Annotated in this window: 16 protein-coding genes, 3 rRNA genes and 2 pseudogenes; 13 read left to right on the top strand and 8 right to left on the bottom strand. The window is 66.5% G+C overall.

Translation table 11 applies throughout. The annotated features are described in order from the left end of the window. Nucleotides 1-173 precede the first annotated feature (173 nt). The gene (locus tag R2B38_RS07245) at nt 174-2,696 is read left to right on the top strand and encodes an FHA domain-containing protein (RefSeq protein WP_318015470.1); all 2,523 of its coding nucleotides are present in this window, start codon (nt 174-176) and stop codon (nt 2,694-2,696) included. A gap of 117 nt (nt 2,697-2,813) precedes the next feature. Here R2B38_RS07245 and R2B38_RS07240 read toward each other — a convergent pair whose 3' ends face one another. From R2B38_RS07240 to R2B38_RS07225, 4 genes and pseudogenes are all read right to left on the bottom strand, one after another. Next, entirely contained in the window at nt 2,814-3,578 is a 765-nt protein-coding gene (locus R2B38_RS07240) for a transglycosylase SLT domain-containing protein (RefSeq protein WP_318015469.1), read from the bottom strand. A gap of 298 nt (nt 3,579-3,876) precedes the next feature. Continuing rightward, a complete protein-coding gene (locus tag R2B38_RS51270; RefSeq protein WP_411978561.1) occupies nt 3,877-4,929 on the bottom strand; it encodes an S-adenosylmethionine:tRNA ribosyltransferase-isomerase in 1,053 nt (350 codons plus the stop codon). A 243-nt stretch (nt 4,930-5,172) separates the two neighbouring features. Further along, nucleotides 5,173-5,613, bottom strand: a pseudogene (locus tag R2B38_RS07230) (S-adenosylmethionine:tRNA ribosyltransferase-isomerase); the annotation flags it as partial. Beyond that, nucleotides 5,610-6,305: an SDR family NAD(P)-dependent oxidoreductase gene (locus R2B38_RS07225; RefSeq protein WP_318015468.1), complete on the bottom strand. Its 696-nt coding sequence runs from the start codon at nt 6,303-6,305 to the stop codon at nt 5,610-5,612. The pseudogene R2B38_RS07230 and the gene R2B38_RS07225, both read right to left, overlap by 4 nt. Nucleotides 6,306-6,490: 185 nt before the next feature. Between R2B38_RS07225 and R2B38_RS07220 the strand changes: the two genes are divergently transcribed. The 4 genes from R2B38_RS07220 (at nt 6,491) to R2B38_RS07205 (ending at nt 9,129) form a co-directional block, all read left to right on the top strand. After that, entirely contained in the window at nt 6,491-7,636 is a 1,146-nt protein-coding gene (locus tag R2B38_RS07220) for a GAF domain-containing sensor histidine kinase (RefSeq protein ID WP_318015467.1), read from the top strand. Further along, nucleotides 7,629-8,261: a response regulator transcription factor gene (locus tag R2B38_RS07215; protein ID WP_318015466.1), complete on the top strand. Its 633-nt coding sequence runs from the start codon at nt 7,629-7,631 to the stop codon at nt 8,259-8,261. Before R2B38_RS07220 ends, R2B38_RS07215 begins: the two co-directional genes overlap by 8 nt. A gap of 166 nt (nt 8,262-8,427) precedes the next feature. Then, the gene (locus tag R2B38_RS07210) at nt 8,428-8,667 is read left to right on the top strand and encodes a chaplin (protein ID WP_033286424.1); all 240 of its coding nucleotides are present in this window, start codon (nt 8,428-8,430) and stop codon (nt 8,665-8,667) included. A gap of 222 nt (nt 8,668-8,889) precedes the next feature. Beyond that, a complete protein-coding gene (locus tag R2B38_RS07205; protein WP_033286425.1) occupies nt 8,890-9,129 on the top strand; it encodes a chaplin family protein in 240 nt (79 codons plus the stop codon). A gap of 363 nt (nt 9,130-9,492) precedes the next feature. Here the strand turns inward: R2B38_RS07205 and R2B38_RS07200 are convergent, their stop codons facing one another. Further along, entirely contained in the window at nt 9,493-10,281 is a 789-nt protein-coding gene (locus R2B38_RS07200; RefSeq protein WP_318015465.1) for a hypothetical protein, read from the bottom strand. A 132-nt stretch (nt 10,282-10,413) separates the two neighbouring features. Between R2B38_RS07200 and R2B38_RS07195 the strand changes: the two genes are divergently transcribed. The 3 genes from R2B38_RS07195 to R2B38_RS07185 all read left to right on the top strand — a co-directional run bounded on the left by R2B38_RS07195 (nt 10,414) and on the right by R2B38_RS07185 (nt 12,856). Beyond that, nucleotides 10,414-11,205, top strand: coding sequence for an ABC transporter ATP-binding protein (locus R2B38_RS07195; protein ID WP_033286427.1), 792 nt, complete (start codon nt 10,414-10,416; stop codon nt 11,203-11,205). 76 nt (nt 11,206-11,281) lie between these two features. Next, nucleotides 11,282-11,716, top strand: a complete 435-nt coding sequence (locus R2B38_RS07190) for an NfeD family protein (RefSeq protein ID WP_318015464.1) — start codon at nt 11,282-11,284, stop codon at nt 11,714-11,716. Nucleotides 11,717-11,890: 174 nt separating this feature from the next. Next, nucleotides 11,891-12,856 (top strand): SPFH domain-containing protein, encoded by a 966-nt coding sequence (locus tag R2B38_RS07185; RefSeq protein ID WP_318015463.1) that lies wholly within the window; start codon nt 11,891-11,893, stop codon nt 12,854-12,856. Between the two features lie 114 nt (nt 12,857-12,970). On the opposite strand, the gene R2B38_RS07180 is transcribed toward R2B38_RS07185, so the two are convergent. The 3 genes from R2B38_RS07180 to R2B38_RS07170 all read right to left on the bottom strand — a co-directional run bounded on the left by R2B38_RS07180 (nt 12,971) and on the right by R2B38_RS07170 (nt 14,985). After that, a complete protein-coding gene (locus R2B38_RS07180) occupies nt 12,971-13,477 on the bottom strand; it encodes an HNH endonuclease (protein ID WP_318015462.1) in 507 nt (168 codons plus the stop codon). Nucleotides 13,478-13,622: 145 nt separating this feature from the next. Beyond that, nucleotides 13,623-14,162, bottom strand: coding sequence for a YbhB/YbcL family Raf kinase inhibitor-like protein (locus R2B38_RS07175; protein WP_318015461.1), 540 nt, complete (start codon nt 14,160-14,162; stop codon nt 13,623-13,625). 40 nt (nt 14,163-14,202) lie between these two features. Further along, nucleotides 14,203-14,985 carry a sporulation protein gene (locus R2B38_RS07170; RefSeq protein ID WP_033286432.1) on the bottom strand — a complete coding sequence of 261 codons (783 nt, stop codon included), beginning with the start codon at nt 14,983-14,985 and terminating at the stop codon, nt 14,203-14,205. Nucleotides 14,986-15,123: 138 nt separating this feature from the next. Here R2B38_RS07170 and R2B38_RS07165 point away from each other — a divergent pair, with 138 nt between their 5' ends. From R2B38_RS07165 to R2B38_RS07145, 5 genes and pseudogenes are all read left to right on the top strand, one after another. Beyond that, nucleotides 15,124-15,765: a DNA-3-methyladenine glycosylase gene (locus R2B38_RS07165; protein WP_318015460.1), complete on the top strand. Its 642-nt coding sequence runs from the start codon at nt 15,124-15,126 to the stop codon at nt 15,763-15,765. Nucleotides 15,766-16,296: 531 nt separating this feature from the next. After that, nucleotides 16,297-17,824, top strand: a 16S ribosomal RNA gene (locus R2B38_RS07160). A 315-nt stretch (nt 17,825-18,139) separates the two neighbouring features. After that, a 23S ribosomal RNA gene (locus R2B38_RS07155) occupies nt 18,140-21,265 on the top strand. A gap of 106 nt (nt 21,266-21,371) precedes the next feature. Further along, a 5S ribosomal RNA gene (gene rrf / locus R2B38_RS07150) occupies nt 21,372-21,488 on the top strand. The 16S, 23S and 5S rRNA genes sit together here, the layout of an rRNA operon. A gap of 147 nt (nt 21,489-21,635) precedes the next feature. Next, nucleotides 21,636-22,685 (top strand): annotated as a pseudogene (locus tag R2B38_RS07145) (hypothetical protein); the annotation flags it as partial. Nucleotides 22,686-22,806: the final 121 nt, after the last annotated feature.

The raw sequence follows: 22,806 nt of genomic DNA, 5'->3' as shown, positions 1-22,806 counted from the left end.
TCCGGGTCGGTTTCAACCCCGTCAACGGAACCGGCGGAAGCGTGTGGACGTGGTCTTCACAGGGTCCGACTTTCGGTCAGGGGGTGCAGCCTGAAATAGTTCCCGACGATGTTCGCCATCCCTAGACTCCCTGTGATGGGGGTAACTCGGGGGACTACTCAGTGGGGCATGGAGTGCCGGAACTCGTACTGGAATTGAATGGACGGACCTGGACGCTCGACGCGTCCAGGCCCTACACCCTCGGACGTGATCCGCAGGGGGACGTCGTGGTCGACGACGCCAGGGTCTCCTGGCGGCACGCCACGATCAGCTGGGGCGGCCGGAGTTGGGTGATCGACGACCACGGCAGCACCAACGGCACGTTCGTGCAGGGCCAGCGCATCCATCAGATGGAGATCGGCCCGGGCTCGTCCGTGTACCTGGGCAACGCGACCGACGGCCCGCGCCTGAACCTCTCCGGCGCCGCGGCCGCCGTCGCGACTCCGCAGGCCCAGCCGCAGCAACAGCCGTACGCCGCACAGGGCGCGGGCCCCGGCTGGGCGCAGCAGGCACCCCCGCAGCAGGCCCCGGCGCAGACGCCTGAGCAGCAGCGTTACCAGCCGCCGGCGGCAGCCGCCGCGAACATTCCGCCGCAGCAGGGATCCGGCGTCGGCGCGGGGGCGCCGTCGGTCTACGGCGACCGCAGCCCGACCACGTTCCACCAGTTCTCGCTGGGCCGCGTGATGCGCATCGGCCGTGCGCTGGAGAACGAGTTGGTGGTCTCCGACCTCCAAGTCTCGCGCCACCACGCCGAGTTCCACGCGACGCCCGACGGACGCTTCGAGATCCGTGACCTCGGTTCGCACAACGGCACGTACGTCAATGGCCAGCCGATCACCAAGGGCGGCTCCGCGCTGCTCGGCCCGAACGACATCGTCGGCGTCGGCCACTCCACGTTCCGCCTGGTCGGGGACCGGCTCGAAGAGTTCGTCGACACCGGTGAAGTCTCCTTCTCCGCCCGGCACTTGACGGTCGAGGTCGACGGCGGCAAGCAGATCCTCAAGGACGTCTCCTTCGGCGTACCGGAGAAGTCGCTGATCGCGGTCATCGGCCCGTCGGGCTCCGGCAAGTCGACCCTGCTCAAGGCGCTCACCGGCTACCGGCCCGCCAACCAGGGCGACGTCCTCTACGACAACCGGAACCTGTACAAGCAGTTCGCCGAGCTGCGCCAGCGCATCGGTCTGGTCCCGCAGGACGACATCCTGCACAAGGAACTGACCGTCAAGAAGGCCCTCAAGTACGCGGCCAAGCTGCGCTTCCCCGCCGACACCACCGGCGCCGAGCGCGAGGCCCGTATCGACGAGGTGCTGCGCGAGCTGAAGCTCGACATCCACAAAGAGAAGAAGATCACCTCCCTCTCCGGCGGCCAGCGCAAGCGCGTCTCGGTGGCCCTGGAACTCCTCACCAAGCCCTCGCTGATCTTCCTGGACGAGCCCACCTCGGGCCTCGACCCGGGCATGGACCGCGACGTCATGCAGCTGCTGCGCGGCCTCGCCGACGACGGCCGCACGGTCCTCGTCGTCACCCACTCCGTGGCCGAACTGGCGATCTGCGACAAGCTGTTGGTGATGGCCCCGGGCGGCTCCGTCGCCTACTTCGGCCCGCCCGAGGAGGCGCTGAACTTCTTCGGCTACGACACCTGGGCCGACGTCTTCTCCGCCTTCGAGAACTACCGCGACTACGACTGGGCGGGCCGCTGGAAGGGCTCGCAGCACTACCAGATGTACGCCGCGGACATCGACGCGATCGCACCGCAGTCCGTACAGATGCCGCCGATGCAGGCGATGAAGCCGCCGAAGCCGCAGGGCTGGATGTCGCAGTTCGTCACGCTGGTGCGCCGCTATGTCGCGGTGATCGCCTCCGACAAGGGCTTCCTGGCCCTGATGGTGATCCTGCCGGGCGTCCTCGGCGCGGTGAGCCTGCTCATCGACTCGGGCAACAGCCTGCTGCCCAACCCGGCCCGGGCGAACGGCACCAGAATCCCGAACGGCACGGCCACCACGGTCCTGCTGATCCTCGCGGTCGGCGCCTGCTTCGCCGGCGCGGCCAACTCCGTCCGTGAGCTGATCAAGGAACGGGTCATCTACGAACGGGAGCGCGCGACCGGGCTGTCCCGTTCCGCGTACCTGATGTCCAAGGTGTTCGTGCTCGGTGTGATCACCGCGCTGCAGGGCCTGATGGTCGGTGTCATCGGCTTCGCCAGCCGCGAGATCCCCAAGCAGGGCCTGGTCCTCGGCAGCCAGACCATGTTCGAGCTCTGCATCCCGATCATGGGCCTCGGCTTCACCGCGATGATGTTCGGCCTGATCATCTCCTCGCTGGTGAAGACGGCCGAGAAGACCATGCCGCTGCTGGTGATGTTCGCGATCATCCAAGTCGTGTTCACCGGCTGCCTGTTCACGCTGAACGGCTCGATCGGCGTCAACCAGTTCTCGTACCTGATGCCGTCGCGCTGGGCGGTCGGCGCCGCGGGTGCCACGCTGGACTTCAACAAGATCAGCCCGCCCAAGCCGGGCGACGCCACCGACCCGCTGTGGGAGCACACCGTCGGCGCCTGGGGCATGGACATGGCCGCCCTGATCGCCCTCGGTGTGATCTGCGGCTTCTTCGTGGCCCGCTTCCTGCGCCGCCACGAGCCCGAGGTCATGCGGAAGTAGTTCTCGCGGAAGTAGTTCTTCTGTGACGACGCCGAAGGGCGGCGCCCCTGGTGGGGGTGCCGCCCTTCGGCGTCGATACCGAGACCCAGAGGTCCGCCGGAGGCCTCAGTACGCGTCTCAGTACGCGCTGTTGACGTTGTCGATCGAGCCGTACCGGTCGGCCGCGTAGTTCGCCGCGGCGGTGATGTTGGCGACCGGGTCGTAGATGTTCGTCGAGGTACCGGAGACGTGGTACGCGTTGAACGTCGGCTGGATGACCTGGAGCAGGCCGATCGACGGCGTGCCGTTGACCGCGTTGACGTCCCAGCCGTTGATCGCGCTGGGGTTGCCCGAGGACTCCCGCATGATGTTCTTGTACAGGCCGTTGTACGAGCCCGGGATGCCCTTCTGCTTCATGATCGCCAGGGCGTGGTTGATCCAGCCGTTGAGGTTGTTCGCGTAGGTCGTCGCGGCGACGGGCTGGATCTTGACGCGCTCGGTGGAGCGGCTCGCGGCCTTCTTGGCCTTGCGCGCGGCCTCCGCCTTCTTCTTGGCGGCGGCTTCGGCGGCGGCCTTCTTCTTCGCGGCGGCGTCCGCCTTGGCCTTCGCCGCCTTCGCCTTGGCGTCGGCCTTCGCCTGGATCGCCTCGGTCTTCACACCGGCACCGGCGAGCTGGTCGGTGACGCTGGCCTTGACGCCCTTGATGGGCTCCGTGCTGTACGCGATCTTCGTCGAGGTCGCGGCGTCGCTCGTGGTCGTCCCCGCGTCGCTGGGCACCGCGGAGAAGGCGAGGGCGGCGGCGCCGAGCGTGGCGACACCTGCGAGCGCGATCTTGTGCTGCTTCGTCAGCTTGTTCAGCTTGGTCAGGCGACTATGACCAGGAGTGTTCGAGTTCTTGGGCATGGCGGATGGACCTCTTCGAATTGCGCGGAGGTCGCTCACGGTCCGGCGGGGGACGCGGGTGCTTCCGGCACAAACGCCGCGGACGGATCCGCGGCGCTGAGCGACGGCTGCAATTCTTAGCGGCCGCAAAAACCCCTGGCAAAGGTGTGACGTACGATCCCGGGTAGTTGACCGGTCCAGGGCAAAACGGGACAGACGGGACCGTCTGTCCCGCTCAAGCGGGGCGCCTATATCTCCTATGTCCGCTAGTACGTGATCTGCGCCCTATGTGCGGGCTCACATCGACCGCACACCAACCTCACCCGCAGTTGCGTGAGCAACGCACCGCGTGAGGACCCTCCTCCGGGAGGATGAGATGCACGTCCCCGAACTCGTGCCACAGGTAGAGCCCCCGCAGCGCCTCCTCATAACTGCGGCCTACGGCGGCCCGCCCGGCGACCGCCTCCAGCATCAGCAGATGCGAGGCCTCCGGCTCGTGCAGCCCCGTCAGCAGCCCGTCCACGACCCGCACACCCCGCTCCGGCGTCACGACGAGGTCCGTCCACCCCGCACGCGCGCGTACGACCCCGTCGGCCCCGGCGGCGGACTCGACGGCCCGCACGGCGGTGGTCCCGACCGCGATGACCCGCCCGTCCCCGGCCCGGGCGGCATTGATCAACCGGGCCGACGTCTCCGACACCGCGAACCGCTCCGGATACGGCGGCTCCCGCACCTCGGCCGACGCCACCCCGGTGTGCAGCGTGATCGGCGCGAACTGCACCCCCCGACTCACCAGCTCCGCCACCAGCCGCGCGGTGAAGGGCCGAGCCGCACTGGGCATCTCCGCACTGCCCGTCCCGTCCTCCGTGGGCAACGAGAACACCGTCTGGTAGACCGAGAGCGGCTGATCGCGCTCTGTATAGGAGTAACGAATGGGCCGCCCGTACTCGCGGAGCAGCGCGGCCACACTCGCCGCCGAACCTCCGGGCCTGGGCGTCCCGATGCCGGGCGACTCGGCCCTGGGCAGGCGTGCGCCCGGGGTGTCGTCTGGGCCTGCCATTTCTGGCTCGGCGCCGTTCGTCCTGGGTACGGCAGGCTCAGTCGCTCCTCGCCCTGCGGGCGCGCTCGACGCCGGCCCTCCGGCCTTGGGCGTCACGATGTCCGGCGACTTCGCCCCGGCCGCGCGTGCTCCCGGTGCGTTGTCCGAGCCCAGCACTTCCGGCTCCGCGGCACTCGTCCCGGGCACGGCCGGCCCAGTCGCTCCTCGCCCTGCGGGCGCGCTCGTCGCAGGCTCTCCAGCGCTGGGTGTCGCGATGTCCGGCGATTCCGCTCCGGCCACCCGCGCCTCCGGCACATCGTCCGGGCCCGCCATTTCTGGCTCGGCGCTGTTCGTCCCGGGTACGGTCGGCCCAGTCGCTCCTCGCCCCGAGGGCCCGCCCGACGTCGGCCCTCCAGGCCCAGGCGTTCCGATGCCTGACTTCTCCACCCCGGGCACCCGCGCCCCCAGCACCTCGTCCGTGCCCAGCACTTCCGGCTTCGCGGCACTCGTCCCGGGCACGGCCGCCCCTGAGGCTTCAGGCCTCGCCGCCCCAGGCTCCGACGCTCCCGGGTCCGACACCCGCACCCCCGACACCCGCGCCCACCACAACCGCTCACCCCGCCCGCTCAGCGGCTCCTCCAGGGCCAGCCGCACACCCCCGGGCAGTCGTACCTCCACGCCGGCCGGGCCGCCCGCACGCGCGCGTGTGGTGCCCTGGCCGTCCGGCTCGCGCAGCTCGACGGCCCACCGTCCGTCATCGCCCCGGGTGGAGAAATGCACCACCACGCGTGCGTGCCCGATCCACCCGTCCACCGCTGCGGCGAGCGTCGGCGACGTGTTCACGACCAGCAGATCCCCGGCCCGCAACAGCCGCGGCAGTTCCGCGAACGCGTGATGCGACACCTCGGTACCGCGCGACACGAGCAGTCGTACGGCATCCCGGTCGAGCCCGGGCCCGCGCTGTTCGACGGGCACGCGCGCGGACAGCTCCTCCGGGACCCGCACCGCTACTGTCATCGCTCCTCCAGGAGGGCCGGGGCCCCGTAGCGACCGCTCGCGGGACGCTCGTCCAGCAGTCGTAGAAAGGCCGGCACCACGGACGTCGGCGACGGCCGGGGATCGTCGTCGTCCGGTACGGCCGCCGCGTACAGGTCCGTGCCCATGTCCCCGGGATCGACCGCCCAGACCCCCAGCCCGGGTTCCTCCGTGCCGAGCACGGCCGCGAGGTGGTCGAGGGCAGCCTTGGACGCCCCGTAGCCGCCCCACGTCTCGTACGCCTCGGCCGCCGCGTCCGAGCTGACCGCGATCACCGCACCCGCCCGCGAGGCCCGCAGCAGCGGCAACGCCTCCTGGACCAGCCCCAGCGCGGCCACCACGTTCACCTCCAGCGCCCGCCGCAGCCCGTCCAGGGTCAGCTCCTCAAGGCGTACGAGCGGCTCGGCGCCCAGCGCGCTCGCGTTGCTGACGACCAGGTCGACGCCGCCCAGCTTCCCGGCCGCGGCCACCAGCTCGGCCCGGTGCGCGGCATCCGTGACGTCACCGGGAACGGCCTCCACGCGCGTGCCGTACGTGGCGACGGACACCGCGGCCTCCGTCAGCGCCCCCTCGGTCCTGGCGTCGAGCACCAGGTCCCAGCCCCGCGCGGCCAGGGCCTCGGCGAGTGCCCGGCCCAGTCCCTTGGACGCCCCCGTGATGATCGCAACCGACATGACACACACGTCCCCTCGTCCACTACGCCTCCGTCGGCGTGCCCCCAACGTAGGAACGGGACCGCCCCCGCCGCGTCGGACCCGGGCCGCATCCCCAGGGGCCCTTCGTCCTAGGTCCACCGGACCAGAAGAGGGCCGTCACCAGCCCGATCCGCGTTGTCACACCCCGCCGGTACCGTGAGGTCATGAGTCAAGGTCCACGGTCCGGCCTCGCGGCGGTGAGTTCCGCGCTGCTGGCCATGAGCAGGCATCTCGAGGTGCGCGACGTCCTCAAGACGATCGTCGCCTCGGCCCGCGAGCTGCTCGACGCGCAGTACGCCGCCCTCGGCGTGCCCGACGACCACGGCGGCTTCGCCCAGTTCGTGGTCGACGGCGTCAGCGACGCCCAGTGGAAGGCCATCGGCCCGCTCCCGCGCCAGCACGGCATCCTCGCCGCGATGCTGAACGAGGCGAAGGCCGAGCGCCTCGCCGACGTCCGCAAGGACCCCCGCTTCGAGGGCTGGCCCTCGGCCCACCCCGACATGTCCGACTTCCTGGGCCTGCCCATCCGCGACGACGACGAGGTCATCGGCGCGCTCTTCCTCGCGAACAAGAACTGCCCGAAGCGGGACGGCAGTTGCGGCTTCACGGAGGAGGACGAGGAGCTGCTCTCGATCCTCGCCCAGCACGCGGCCATCGCTCTCACCAACGCCCGCCTGTACGAGCGCAGCCGCGAGCTGACCATCGCCGAGGAACGTTCCCGCCTGGCCCACGAGCTGCACGACGCGGTGTCCCAGAAGCTGTTCTCGCTCCGCCTCACCGCACAGGCCGCCGCCACCCTCGTGGACCGAGACCCGTCCCGGGCCAAGGGCGAACTCCAGCAGGTGGCCGCGCTCGCCGCCGAGGCAGCCGACGAACTCCGGGCAGCAGTGGTCGAGTTGCGCCCCGCCGCCCTGGACGAGGACGGACTGATCGCCACCCTGCGCACCCAGATCCAGGTCCTCGACCGCGCCCACACCGCGCGCGTGACCTTCACCGGCCGCGGCTTCCGCGCCCTGCCCGCCGCCCAGGAGGAGGCCATGCTCCGCGTCGCCCAGGAGGCCCTGCACAACGCGCTGCGGCACTCCGGCGCGGAGCACGTCGCCGTGACCCTGGCGCGACACGGCTGCGGAGCGGTCCTCCGGATCACCGACGACGGCACCGGCTTCGAACCCCAGTCGATCCGCCGCGCCGGACGCCACCTCGGCCTGGTCTCCATGCGGGACCGGACCAACGGCGTCGGCGGCACACTGACCGTGGAATCGGCGCCCGGAAAGGGCACCACGATCGAGATGGAGGTCCCCGGTGGCTGACGCAATCAAGGTGCTCATCGTCGACGACCACCAGGTCGTCCGCCGGGGCCTGCGCACCTTCCTGGAGGTGCAGGACGACATCGAGGTCGTCGGCGAGGCGGCCGACGGCGCCGAAGGAGTCGCCCGCACCGAGGAGTTGAAGCCCGACGTCGTCCTCATGGACGTCAAGATGCCGGGCATGGACGGCATCGACGCGCTGCGCAGACTCCGCGAACTCGACCACCCCGCGCGCGTGTTGATCGTCACCAGCTTCACCGAACAGCGCACGGTGATCCCGGCCCTGCGCGCGGGCGCCGCCGGTTACGTCTACAAGGACGTGGACCCGGACGCCCTGGCCGGCGCCATCCGTTCCGTCCACGCGGGCCACATCCTGCTCCAACCCGAGGTCGCCGGCGTCCTGTTGTCCCAGGAGGAGTCCAACTCGGGGCAGGGGAGAGGCGGTTCGCTCACGGAGCGGGAGCGCGAGGTGCTCGGCCTGATCGCCGACGGCCGCGAGATAGCCCGCGCCCTGGTGCTCTCCGAGAAGACGGTCAAGACCCACGTGTCGAACATCCTGATGAAGCTCGACCTGGCGGACCGCACGCAGGCGGCCCTGTTCGCCGTACGGCACGGTCTGACCAGGTGAGCGGTGTCGCAGGGGCGGCGTGACGGCAACACGGAGCGTCTCGTTCCGGGCTGAGATTCATACCGTCGTGGGAATGTCCCCCGAATGGCGCATCCTTCGTGGATCTCCACCGTTCTCCAGTGCGTGCCGCGGCGCCTGCCGCGGTGATCGCTAGGAGGGCTCAGAAGTGAAGAACCTGAAGAAGGCAGCGGCCGTGACGATGGTGGCCGGCGGGCTGGTAGCCGCCGGTGCCGGGCTGGCCTCCGCCGACGGCCTGGCGAACGGCCAGGCCGCCGGTTCGCCCGGCGTCGGCTCGGGCAACGTCATCCAGGTCCCGGTGCACGTCCCGGTCAACGCGGTCGGCAACAGCGTGAACGTCATCGGCGTCCTGAACCCCGCCTTCGGCAACCTGGGCGTCAACAGCTGACGCACGTCGCTCCGCGACAGTGACCTCCGGCCGTCCAGGGCACTCCCTGGGCGGCCGGTCTGCTCGTCACCAGGTCGCCTGGTCATTTGGTCGGCTTGTCGCGCCAATGATCCGAACGGGCAGTCAAACGCGCATGTCCGTGCCGTTTCCGCGCTTCCCCGCGTTGATCAGCGCACGACCCGCGGCCGGGTCGGTCACGCAATCGCAGGAGGAACGCTTCTCATGAACATCGCCAAGAAGGCCGCTGTGGCCCTCACCGTCGCCGGTATCGCCGCCGGCGCCTCCGCCGGTGCCGCTTTCGCCGACGCCGGTGCCGACGGCGCGGCCGTGAAGTCCCCGGGTGTCGGTTCGGGCAACGCCGTCCAGGTCCCGGTCCACGTCCCCGTCAACGTCGTCGGCGACAGCGTCAACGTCATCGGCCTGCTGAACCCCGCGTTCGGCAACAAGGGCATCAACGACTGACGCCCGCACCACCAAGAGGGGCCCCACGAGTCAACGACGACTCGTGGGGCCCTTCTTTGTATGAGATCCGCGGGGGACTTTCCCAGGGACGGCCGTCAAATCCAGCTCGCCGGCCTTCTCGGCGCAGGCCCACAACTCAGCACGCCAGGCCCTCTCCACGCAGGCCCGCAAACTCAGCCCGTCCGGCACCTCTCAACTCAGGCCGCCGTTACTCAGCCCGTCCGGCACCCTTTCGACGCAGGCCCGCAATATTCAGCCCGTCCGGCGTTTGAGGACGAGGCCCCTTCAGGGCCGATCGGGGGTCTGGGGGCGGAGCCCCCAGTGGCGCCCACCCCGACACCGGGCACCCACGCGACGGAACATTCAGCGCACCCCCTTCTCCCGCTCCTCCACAACGGAGTTGTACGCCGCGACCTGCGCCCGCCGAGCCGTCCGCTCCACCGGCCGCAACGCCTCAGCCCGCGCCCCCATCTCGGACGCGCTCACCGCACCCCCGGGCCCGTTCTCGTAAGCCACGGACACCAGCAGCCCCACCCGCTGCGCAAGCTCCAGCACCCGCACAGCCCGCGGCGGATACCCCGGCGCCAACACCTCCCGCCCCCGCTCCGCCCGCGCGCGATACGCGTCGACCGCCGCCTCGGCCACCGGCCCCGACCCGGCGACATCGAGCCGGGACAACACCGCCGTGGCGTCCCGCAGCGCCTCCGCCAGCTCCCGTTCGGCCTCCCCGAGCGAGGGCACATCGGCGGGCGGCGCCTCCCGCACCGGCAGGCAGTGCCACACGACCTCGACATGGACGTCACCGGCGGGACCGGCCTCGTAGACCTCGGGAACGAGGCCGAGCGCGACGCCGTAGCAGATCACCGCCTCCTCGGCCTCCAGTGCGCGGGCGTTGAAGGCGGGCGGGCCGCTCAGCCCCAGGGGGTGTCCCGAGGTGGGCAGCGCCACCCGCAGTCCGGTCGCGCCGAGGGTGCGCAGCCGTCCCAGCGCGAGCGTGAGTCCGACGGGTGCCGACTCGCCCGGCAGCCCCTCCACCCGGTGCACGGCGTCCTCGCCCACGATGGCGAGCACGGCGTCGTCCGGCGAGACAAGTCCGGCCAACAGGGCATTTCCCCAGGCGGCGAGGCGTCCTGAGCGTGGTTCCGAAAGCATGGCGTCCACCCTAAGGACCGGACCGATGGAATGGACCGCCCGGCCGGTGGCGTAGATTTCTTCGAGGGCTGCGCCTACCGGCGCACGCGACAGCCGAGACAGGCCGACGATGCAATGGGAGACAGCGCGCTCATGAGCGATGTTCTGGAGCTGGAGGACGTAACCGTGGTCCGGGAGGGCCGGGCTCTGGTGGACCAGGTCTCCTGGTCGGTCAAGGAGGGCGAGCGCTGGGTCATCCTCGGCCCGAACGGCGCCGGCAAGACCACGCTCCTGAACGTCGCGTCCAGCTACCTGTTCCCCAGCAGCGGTACCGCCACCATCCTCGGCGAGACCCTGGGCAAGGTCGACGTCTTCGAACTGCGCCCCCGCATCGGCGTCGCCGGCATCGCCATGGCCGAGAAGCTCCCCAAGCGCCAGACCGTCCTGCAGACCGTCCTGACCGCGGCTTATGGCATGACCGCGGGCTGGAACGAGGACTACGAGGACGTCGACGAACAGCGCGCCCGCGCCTTCCTCGACCGCCTCGGCATGAGCGACTACCTGGACCGCAAGTTCGGCACGCTCTCCGAGGGCGAGCGCAAGCGCACCCTCATCGCCCGCGCCCTGATGACCGACCCCGAGCTGCTCCTCCTCGACGAGCCCGCCGCCGGTCTCGACCTCGGCGGCCGCGAGGACCTCGTACGCCGCCTCGGCCGCCTCGCCCGCGACCCGATCGCGCCCTCCATGATCATGGTCACGCACCACGTCGAGGAGATCGCCCCCGGCTTCACCCACGTCCTGATGATCCGTCAGGGCAAGGTCCTCGCCGCGGGTCCGCTGGAGCTCGAACTCACCGCCCGCAACCTGTCGTTGTGCTTCGGTCTGCCGCTCATCGTGGAGCAGGTCGGCGACCGCTGGACCGCACACGGTCTCCCCATGGCCTGAACTGCCTTGTAAGAAGCGGGTGTAGGGACATATGCGCCCTGTCCGTGACGGGACCCGCAGCCCTACCATTGACCATGTGAACGACATCGGCGCATGGGTGTGGTGGCTCGTCGGCGCGGCAGCACTCGGGATCCCCCTTGTGGTGACCGCGATGCCGGAGTTCGGCATGTTCGCCGTGGGCGCCGTAGCCGCCGCGGGCACCGCCGGGATCGGCGGGGACCTCGTCGTCCAGGTCCTCGTCTTTGTCGTCGTCTCGGTCGCGCTCATCGCGGTCGTACGGCCCATCGCGGCCCGGCACCGTTCGACACTGCCCCAACTCGCCACGGGCATCGATGCCTTGAAGGGCAAACAGGCCGTCGTCCTGGAGCGTGTCGACGGCTCCGGCGGCGGCCGGATCAAGCTGGCCGGAGAGATCTGGTCGGCCCGCTCGCTCGACGCCGACCGTGCCTATGAACCGGGCCAGGAGGTGGACGTCGTGGAGATCGAGGGAGCCACCGCGATCGTCATCTGACCTCGCAGGACTCAACCGATGACCTCGCAGGACACGACTGATGACCTCGCAGGTCTCAACTGAACCGAACAGCACACGAGTTGCGTGACGGTCTGACAGACTCGACCAGCAAGATCTTCAACAACCATAAGATCTTCCGAAAGCGCCGAGGCGGAGAAGGGTACGGGGAGCACGATGGAACCGGTCATCATCGTCTTGATCATCCTGGTGGTGTTGGTCTTCATCGCTTTGATCAAGACGATCCAGGTCATCCCGCAGGCAAGTGCCGCGATCGTGGAGCGATTCGGTCGCTACACACGGACACTCAACGCGGGACTCAACATCGTCGTCCCGTTCATCGACACGATCCGCAACCGCATCGACCTGCGCGAACAGGTCGTACCGTTCCCGCCGCAGCCGGTGATCACCCAGGACAACCTGGTCGTCAACATCGACACGGTCATCTACTACCAGGTGACGGACGCGCGGGCCGCGACCTACGAAGTGGCCAGCTACATCCAGGCGATCGAGCAGCTCACGGTCACCACGCTCCGCAACATCATCGGCGGCATGGACCTGGAGCGGACGCTGACCTCCCGCGAGGAGATCAACGCGGCCCTGCGCGGCGTCCTCGACGAGGCGACGGGCAAGTGGGGCATCCGCGTAAACCGCGTGGAGCTCAAGGCAATTGAGCCCCCCACCTCCATCCAGGACTCGATGGAGAAGCAGATGCGCGCCGACCGAGACAAGCGCGCCGCGATCCTCACCGCGGAAGGTACGCGCCAGGCCGCGATCCTCACCGCAGAGGGCGAGAAGCAGTCCCAGATCCTGCGCGCCGAAGGCGAGGCCAAGGCCGCGGCCCTGCGCGCCGAGGGTGAAGCCCAGGCTGTCCGTACGGTGTTCGAGGCGATCCACGCGGGCGACGCCGACCAGAAGCTCCTCAGCTACCAGTACCTCCAGATGCTCCCGAAGATCGCCGAAGGCGACGCCAACAAGCTCTGGATCGTCCCCAGCGAGATCGGCGACGCCCTCAAGGGCCTCTCCGGAGCGATGGGCAACATGGGCCCGTTCGGCGGCAATTCGGGCAACGACGGAGGCAACTCCGGCAACTCAGGCGGCAATTCAGACCGCCAACGCCGCGAGAAGCCGTCCATCGACTGACGGCCACTTCTGCACATACGCGAATCCCCGCGCCCTTGAGGGGCGCGGGGAACTGCGCGATCAGCCACACACGACGCGCACCCGACGACCATCCACGCCCCTACGGCGCTTAGTTCAGGCAGCGTCCCGAGCCAACCAACCCGGCAGCGCCTCAAAATCCTCGGACGCCAGCGCGAGCAACATCGCGTCAGCCGGCGTCGGCTCGAACGGCTGCCGCAGCAACGGCATCCCTGCCTGCTCCGGAGTCCGCGCCGCCTTGCGGTGGTTGTCCTCCGCGCACGAAGCCACCGTGTTCAGCCACGAGTCCTGACCGCCCTGCGCCCTGGGCACCACGTGGTCGACCGTCGTCGCGCGCCTGCCGCAGTACGCGCACCGGTGCCGGTCCCGGACCAGCACACCCCGCCTCGACCACGGAGCTTGTCTTCGGAACGGCACCCTCACATACCTGCACAACCGGATCACCCGGGGGACCGGTATGTCGACCTCGGCTCCGCGCATGCGCAGTTCGGGGTGGGCCTGCTCGACGACAGCCTTGTCCTGCAGCACCAGAACGACGGCTCGATTCAACGACACCGTCGACAGCGGCTCGAAGCTCGCGTTCAGCACCAGCGTGTCCCGCATCCAGCCCACCTCCCATGTGCAACCGGCCCACCGCGCGGCGGGCTTGGATCAACTCTGGCCGGGCACGCCGAGATGGACAACGCAATAAAAAATGCCCGCCCCTGATCAATTCCAAGACCAGAGGCGGGCAAACGTTCCATGAACGTCAGTCTTCGGCGGGAACCTCGTACTCACCGATCAGCTGGGCACGCGCCAGCGTGTGGAACCGCAGGTTGAAACCGACGACCGCCGGGGAAACGTCCGAGTCCGGACCGAGTTTTTCCGCGTCAACGGCGTACACCGTGAACACATAACGGTGCGACCCGTCCCCGGGCGGCGGCGCGGCACCGCCGAAGTCCTTCGACCCGTAGTCGTTCCGCACCTGTACGGCGCCATCCGGCAGCCCCGCGAACTTGCCGCTGCCCGCGCCCTCCGGCAGCTCGGTCACCGAGGCCGGGATGTCGAACACCGTCCAGTGCCAGAACCCGCTCCCCGTAGGGGCGTCCGGGTCGTAGCAGGTCACGGCGAAACTCTTGGTCCCGGGCGGGAAGCCCTCCCACCGCAGCTGCGGCGAGGTGTTGCCGGCCGCGTAGACCTGAGCGTCCTTGAGCGTGGCCCCCGGCTCGACGTCCACACTCGTCACCGTGAACGACGGCACGGGCGGATGGAAGTCATGGGGGAGCGGTCGCCGCTTCAGCTCGGTCACCTCGGTACCTCCTGATCGGAATCTTCAGTACGTCCCGAGCCTAGAACCAGTTCCGCTTGCTGCCGACCTCGGACAGCCATTGGTTGAGGTACGCCGCCCAGTCCGTCCCCTGGAAGTCGTGCAGACCCACCTGGAAGGACCGGAAGGTGTCACTGCCCTCGCTGAAGAGGCCCGGCTTCTTGTCCATCTCCAGGATGACGTCCATCGCGTTCTCATCGGCGACGAAGCTCAGCTCGACCTGGTTCAGCCCGCGGTACTGCGACGGCGGCTGGAACTCGATCTCCTGGTAGAACGGCAGCTTCTGCCGCGTCCCCCGGATGTGACCGCGCTCCATGTCCGCGTTCTTGAAGCGGAAGCCCAGCCGGATGAAGGCGTCCAGGAGAGCCTTCTGCGCCGGCAGCGGGTGCACGTTGACCGGGTCGAGGTCACTGGAGTCCACGGCACGGGCGATCGCCAGCTCGGTGCTCACCCCGATGTGCATCCCGCGCAGCGACTGACCGTCGATCATCGTGACCGGCGTCTCCCAGGGGATCTCAAGACCGAACGGCACGTTGTGCGCGGCCCCGGCCTGCAGCTCGAAGGCGCCGCCCAGCCGCACCTTCGTGAACTCGATGTCCTGCTTGTACTCCTGGTCACCGCTCTCGACCTCGACCTTGGCCTGCAGCCCGACCGAGAGCCCCTGGATCTCCTGGGCGACCGAACCGCCCTGGATCCGCACCTCGCCCTGGACGACCCCGCCCGGAACGACGTTGACCTCGGTCAGCACCGTCTCCACCGAAGCCCCGCCGGCCCCCAGGCTCGCGAGCAGCTTCTTGAACGCCATTGACTCTCCCTTTACGTATGGACCCTTGATCCCTACAAACGCGAACCGACCGCGCCCGGTTCCGCGCCACACCCTGGCAAGCGGACGGAACCTTGACCACCCCTTGGCACAAGCGCGCCTGGACTACGCTCGGACGCCATGATCGCGCCCCCGGACCGTATGCCACTCCCCAGAGAGTTCTTCGACCGCCCTGTACTGGAGGTCGCCCCCGACCTCCTGGGCCGCCTCGTCGTCCGTACGACCCCCGACGGCCCGATCGTCCTGCGCATCACAGAGGCCGAGGCCTACGACGGCGGCAACGACCCCGCATCCCACGCGTACAGAGGTCCGACGGCCCGCAACGGTGTGATGTTCGGTCCGCCCGGGCATGTGTACGTCTACTTCACCTACGGCATGTGGCACTGCATGAACCTGGTGTGCGGTCCGGAGGGCACGGCCAGGGGGGTCCTGCTCCGCGCCGGCGAGATCGTCGAGGGCGCCGAACTCGCCCGCAAACGTCGACTCTCGGCCCGAAATGACAAAGAACTGGCCAAAGGCCCCGCCCGCCTGGCCACCGCCCTGGACGTCGACCGCTCCCTGGACGGCACGGACGCGTGCACCACGGGCGAGACACCCCTGAGGATGCTGGCCGGTACACCCGTCCCCTCTCATCAGGTAAGCAGCGGTCCCCGCACCGGAGTGTCCGGCGAGGGCGCGGTCCACCCCTGGCGGTTCTGGATCACCAACGACCCTACGGTTAGCCCGTATCGGGCTCATACGCCGCGACGTCGGCCAAGTTGACGCGTCTTGGCAGGGTGCGTAATGTAGCCCGAGCCGCTTGACCCGGGTACGGCATTCGCCAGCAGCCGGAAGCGGCCAACCCACTACTAACGACTCTCCCTCGCTGAGGGCGCATTCGGCGTGCCTGCATGCCTGAATTCGAACTCGCGGAACTCGATTATGAGTTGCCGAGGGGATCGGCTAACGTAGTGAATGTCGAAAGGCCGACAGGCGAAAGCCCAAAGCTCTTGACAATCCCCGCCGACAGGGAATCGGAACCGGAAACGGTCTGATAGAGTCGGAAACGCAAGACCGAAGGGAAAAGCCCGGAGGAAAGCCCGAGAGGGTGAGTACAAAGGAAGCGTCCGTTCCTTGAGAACTCAACAGCGTGCCAAAAATCAACGCCAGATATGTTGATACCCCGTCCATCGGATTCTTCCGGTGGCAGGGTTCCTTTGAAGAAAACATACAGCGAGGACGCTGTGAACGGTCGGGCTTATTCCGCCTGACTGTTCCGCTCTCGTGTGTGTCGTTCCCGATTACGGGAAAACATTCACGGAGAGTTTGATCCTGGCTCAGGACGAACGCTGGCGGCGTGCTTAACACATGCAAGTCGAACGATGAACCACTTCGGTGGGGATTAGTGGCGAACGGGTGAGTAACACGTGGGCAATCTGCCCTGCACTCTGGGACAAGCCCTGGAAACGGGGTCTAATACCGGATAACACTCCTACACTCATGTGTGGGGGTTAAAAGCTCCGGCGGTGCAGGATGAGCCCGCGGCCTATCAGCTTGTTGGTGAGGTAATGGCTCACCAAGGCGACGACGGGTAGCCGGCCTGAGAGGGCGACCGGCCACACTGGGACTGAGACACGGCCCAGACTCCTACGGGAGGCAGCAGTGGGGAATATTGCACAATGGGCGAAAGCCTGATGCAGCGACGCCGCGTGAGGGATGACGGCCTTCGGGTTGTAAACCTCTTTCAGCAGGGAAGAAGCGAAAGTGACGGTACCTGCAGAAGAAGCGCCGGCTAACTACGTGCCAGCAGCCGCGGTAATACGTAGGGCGCAAGCGTTGTCCGGAATTATTGGGCGTAAAGAGCTCGTAGGCGGCTTGTCACGTCGGGTGTGAAAGCCCGGGGCTTAACCCCGGGTCTGCATTCGATACGGGCTAGCTAGAGTGTGGTAGGGGAGATCGGAATTCCTGGTGTAGCGGTGAAATGCGCAGATATCAGGAGGAACACCGGTGGCGAAGGCGGATCTCTGGGCCATTACTGACGCTGAGGAGCGAAAGCGTGGGGAGCGAACAGGATTAGATACCCTGGTAGTCCACGCCGTAAACGGTGGGAACTAGGTGTTGGCGACATTCCACGTCGTCGGTGCCGCAGCTAACGCATTAAGTTCCCCGCCTGGGGAGTACGGCCGCAAGGCTAAAACTCAAAGGAATTGACGGGGGCCCGCACAAGCAGCGGAGCATGTGGCTTAATTCGACGCAACGCGAAGAACCTTACCAAGGCTTGACATACACCGGAAAGCATTAGAGATAGTGCCCCCCTTGTGGTCGGTGTACAGGTGGTGCATGGCTGTCGTCAGCTCGTGTCGTGAGATGTTGGGTTAAGTCCCGCAACGAGCGCAACCCTTGTCCTGTGTTGCCAGCGTGCCCTTCGGGGTGACGGGGACTCACAGGAGACCGCCGGGGTCAACTCGGAGGAAGGTGGGGACGACGTCAAGTCATCATGCCCCTTATGTCTTGGGCTGCACACGTGCTACAATGGCCGGTACAATGAGCTGCGATACCGTGAGGTGGAGCGAATCTCAAAAAGCCGGTCTCAGTTCGGATTGGGGTCTGCAACTCGACCCCATGAAGTCGGAGTTGCTAGTAATCGCAGATCAGCATTGCTGCGGTGAATACGTTCCCGGGCCTTGTACACACCGCCCGTCACGTCACGAAAGTCGGTAACACCCGAAGCCGGTGGCCCAACCCCCTTGTGGGGAGGGAGCTGTCGAAGGTGGGACTGGCGATTGGGACGAAGTCGTAACAAGGTAGCCGTACCGGAAGGTGCGGCTGGATCACCTCCTTTCTAAGGAGCACTTCTTACCAAGAACCTTCGGGAACTTGGTCAGAGGCCAGTACATCGGCGAATGTCCGGTGCTGGTTGCTCAAGGGTGGAACGTTGATTATTCGGTGTCGCTGCTCATCTCGGGCTGCAAGTACTGCTCTTCGGAGCGTGGAAAGCTGACCACGAGTGACGGGGATGCCGGGCACGCTGTTGGGTGTCTGAAGGTACGGCCGAGAGGCTGCCTTCAGTGCCGACCCCGGTAAAACATCGCGTGAGTGGTGTGTGACGGGTGGTTGGTCGTTGTTTGAGAACTGCACAGTGGACGCGAGCATCTGTGGCCAAGTTTTTAAGGGCGCACGGTGGATGCCTTGGCACCAGGAACCGATGAAGGACGTGGGAGGCCACGATAGTCCCCGGGGAGTCGTCAACCAGGCTTTGATCCGGGGGTTTCCGAATGGGGAAACCCGGCAGTCGTCATGGGCTGTCACCCTTGCCTGAACACATAGGGCAAGTGGAGGGAACGCGGGGAAGTGAAACATCTCAGTACCCGCAGGAAGAGAAAACAACCGTGATTCCGGGAGTAGTGGCGAGCGAAACCGGATGAGGCCAAACCGTATGCGTGTGAGACCCGGCAGGGGTTGCGTATACGGGGTTGTGGGATCTCTCTTTCACAGTCTGCCGGCTGTGAGACGAGTCAGAAACCGTTGATGTAGGCGAAGGACATGCGAAAGGTCCGGCGTAGAGGGTAAGACCCCCGTAGTCGAAACGTCAACGGCTCGTTTGAGAGACACCCAAGTAGCACGGGGCCCGAGAAATCCCGTGTGAATCTGGCGGGACCACCCGCTAAGCCTAAATATTCCCTGGTGACCGATAGCGGATAGTACCGTGAGGGAATGGTGAAAAGTACCGCGGGAGCGGAGTGAAATAGTACCTGAAACCGTGTGCCTACAAGCCGTGGGAGCGTCGCGTTGCATGCTTGCATGCAACGTCGTGACTGCGTGCCTTTTGAAGAATGAGCCTGCGAGTTTGCGGTGTGTTGCGAGGTTAACCCGTGTGGGGAAGCCGTAGCGAAAGCGAGTCCGAACAGGGCGATATAGTAGCGCGCTCAAGACCCGAAGCGGAGTGATCTAGCCATGGGCAGGTTGAAGCGGAGGTAAGACTTCGTGGAGGACCGAACCCACCAGGGTTGAAAACCTGGGGGATGACCTGTGGTTAGGGGTGAAAGGCCAATCAAACTCCGTGATAGCTGGTTCTCCCCGAAATGCATTTAGGTGCAGCGTCGTGTGTTTCTTGCCGGAGGTAGAGCACTGGATAGGCGATGGGCCCTACCGGGTTACTGACCTTAGCCAAACTCCGAATGCCGGTAAGTGAGAGCACGGCAGTGAGACTGTGGGGGATAAGCTCCATGGTCGAGAGGGAAACAGCCCAGAGCATCGACTAAGGCCCCTAAGCGTACGCTAAGTGGGAAAGGATGTGGAGTCGCAGAGACAACCAGGAGGTTGGCTTAGAAGCAGCCACCCTTGAAAGAGTGCGTAATAGCTCACTGGTCTAGTGATTCCGCGCCGACAATGTAGCGGGGCTCAAGCGTACCGCCGAAGTCGTGTCATTCCAGCAATTAAGCCCCAACGGGTGCTGGGATGGGTAGGGGAGCGTCGTGTGCCGGGTGAAGCCGCAGCGGAAGCTAGTGGTGGACGGTTCACGAGTGAGAATGCAGGCATGAGTAGCGATACACACGTGAGAAACGTGTGCGCCGATTGACTAAGGGTTCCTGGGTCAAGCTGATCTGCCCAGGGTAAGTCGGGACCTAAGGCGAGGCCGACAGGCGTAGTCGATGGATAACCGGTTGATATTCCGGTACCCGCTGTGAAGCGTCAAACATCGAGCATCGTGATGCTAAGGCCGTGAAGCCGTTCCGGACCCTTCGGGGAATGGAAAGTGGTGGAGCCGCCGGCCCAAGCGGTTAGTAGGTGAGTGATGGGGTGACGCAGGAAGGTAGTCCATCCCGGGCGGTGGTTGTCCCGGGGTAAGGGTGTAGGACGTGGTCCAGGTAAATCCGGATCACACATAGTCTGAGACCTGATGCCGAGCCGATTGTGGTGAAGTGGATGATCCTATGCTGTCGAGAAAAGCCTCTAGCGAGTTTCATGGCGGCCCGTACCCTAAACCGACTCAGGTGGTCAGGTAGAGAATACCGAGGCGTTCGGGTGAACTATGGTTAAGGAACTCGGCAAAATGCCCCCGTAACTTCGGGAGAAGGGGGGCCATCACCGGTGAGAGGATTTACTCCTTGAGCTGGGGGTGGCCGCAGAGACCAGCGAGAAGCGACTGTTTACTAAAAACACAGGTCCGTGCGAAGCCGTAAGGCGATGTATACGGACTGACGCCTGCCCGGTGCTGGAACGTTAAGGGGACCGGTTAGTCACTCTTCGGGGTGGCGAAGCTGAGAACTTAAGCGCCAGTAAACGGCGGTGGTAACTATAACCATCCTAAGGTAGCGAAATTCCTTGTCGGGTAAGTTCCGACCTGCACGAATGGCGTAACGACTTCTCGACTGTCTCAACCATAGGCCCGGTGAAATTGCACTACGAGTAAAGATGCTCGTTTCGCGCAGCAGGACGGAAAGACCCCGGGACCTTTACTACAGTTTGATATTGGTGTTCGGTTCGGCTTGTGTAGGATAGCTGGGAGACTTTGAAGCTCACACGCCAGTGTGGGTGGAGTCGTCGTTGAAATACCAGTCTGGTCGTGCTGGATGTCTAACCTGGGTCCGTGATCCGGATCAGGGACAGTGTCTGATGGGTAGTTTAACTGGGGCGGTTGCCTCCTAAAGAGTAACGGAGGCGCCCAAAGGTTCCCTCAGCCTGGTTGGCAATCAGGTGTTGAGTGTAAGTGCACAAGGGAGCTTGACTGTGAGACCGACGGGTCGAGCAGGGACGAAAGTCGGGACTAGTGATCCGGCGGTGGCTTGTGGAAGCGCCGTCGCTCAACGGATAAAAGGTACCCCGGGGATAACAGGCTGATCTTCCCCAAGAGTCCATATCGACGGGATGGTTTGGCACCTCGATGTCGGCTCGTCGCATCCTGGGGCTGGAGTCGGTCCCAAGGGTTGGGCTGTTCGCCCATTAAAGCGGTACGCGAGCTGGGTTTAGAACGTCGTGAGACAGTTCGGTCCCTATCCGCTGCGCGCGCAGGAACATTGAGAAGGGCTGTCCCTAGTACGAGAGGACCGGGACGGACGAACCTCTGGTGTGCCAGTTGTTCTGCCAAGGGCATGGCTGGTTGGCTACGTTCGGGAGGGATAACCGCTGAAAGCATCTAAGCGGGAAGCCTGCTTCGAGATGAGTGTTCCCACCCCCTTTGAGGGGTTAAGGCTCCCAGTAGACGACTGGGTTGATAGGCCGGATCTGGAAGCCCAGTAATGGGTGGAGGTGACCGGTACTAATAGGCCGAGGGCTTGTCCTCAGTTGCTCGCGTCCACTGTGTTAGTTCTGAGACAACGAACAGTTGTCGGCTAGAGCTTGAACCACACAAAAGAAAAGTGTGCTTGTTCGCTCGAAACCATTAGGGTTTCGGTGGTCATAGCGTGAGGGAAACGCCCGGTTACATTTCGAACCCGGAAGCTAAGCCTTACAGCGCCGATGGTACTGCAGGGGGGACCCTGTGGGAGAGTAGGACGCCGCCGAACAATATTTGGAGGACCCCTGGTCCCAGCGTTCACGCTGGGACCAGGGGTCCTTTTGTTTTTCCAGAAGCTTTCAGAATCACAGCCCGGAGCGCGCCGCGTAGCTGGCTGCGCGAGAATGACTTGCGGTACCGAAGACAGGAGTCACCGATGTCCACCAACTCTCCCGAGGACCGACCCGAGCGCGAGGAGCGGCGACGGGACAGTGGTGACCGCGGCGACCGTGGCGGGTACCGCGGAGGCCCGAGCCGTAGCAACGATCGAGGGAACGACCGCGGCGGCAGCGGCGGCGGCAGTGATCGCGGGGGCTACGGCCGTCGTGACGACAACCGTGGCGGCGCCCCTCGCCGTGACGACCGTGGCGGTGCCAGCGGGGGCGGTGGCGATCGCGGTGGTTACCGTGGGCGTGACGACCGTTCCGCCGGCCCGCGTCGTGACGACCGGCCCGCTGGTCCGCGCCGTGACGACCGTCCGTCCGGTCCCCGTCGGGATGACCGCGGCGGCGAGCGTGGAGGGCGTCCCGGTGGTTTCCGTCGGGACGACAACCGCGGTGAGCGGCCTCCGTTCCGTCGTGACGACCGCAGCGACAACCGTGGTGGCGAGCGTCGCGACGACAACCGCGGTGGCGGGTTCCGGCGCGATGACAGCCGGGGCGAGCGTCCGCCCTTCCGTCGGGACGACAATCGCGGTGGCGGCGGTGGCTTCCGGCGTGACGACAATCGCGGTGAGCGGCCTCCGTTCCGTCGTGATGACCGCGGTGACAACCGGGGCGAGCGTCCTGCCTTCCGGCGTGACGACGACCGGGGTGACCGCGGCAGCTACCCCCGCCGTGACGACCGGCGCGATGACCGCCGTAGCGACGACCGTGGCAGTGGCGATCGCGGTGGTTACCGCGGGCGGGACGACCGTTCCGCGGCTCCTCGTCGCGATGACCGGCCCGCCGGTCCCCGTCGCGATGACCGCGGCGGCGATCGTGGTGGCTTCCGGCGTGATGACAGCCGTGGTGAGCGGCCTCCGTTCCGTCGTGACGACCGCAGCGACAACCGCAGCGACAACCGGGGTGGCGAGCGTCCGCCCTTCCGCCGTGATGACCGCAGGGACGACCGCCGTGACGGTGACCGTCCTGCCTTCCGGCGCGACGACAACCGCGGTGACCGCGGCAGCTACCCCCGCCGCGACGACCGTCCGTCCGGCCCGCGTCGTGATGACCGCGGTGGGGACCGTCCGGCCTTCCGGCGTGATGACAGCCGTGGTGAGCGGCCTCCGTTCCGTCGTGATGACCGCGGTGACAACCGGGGCGAGCGTCCTGCCTTCCGGCGTG

The sequence above is a fragment of the Streptomyces sp. N50 genome (genome assembly GCF_033335955.1).
GTDB lineage: Bacteria > Actinomycetota > Actinomycetes > Streptomycetales > Streptomycetaceae > Streptomyces.
The sequence above is the reverse complement of the archived record's forward strand: the minus strand, read 5'-3'. Positions and strand labels throughout refer to the sequence as shown.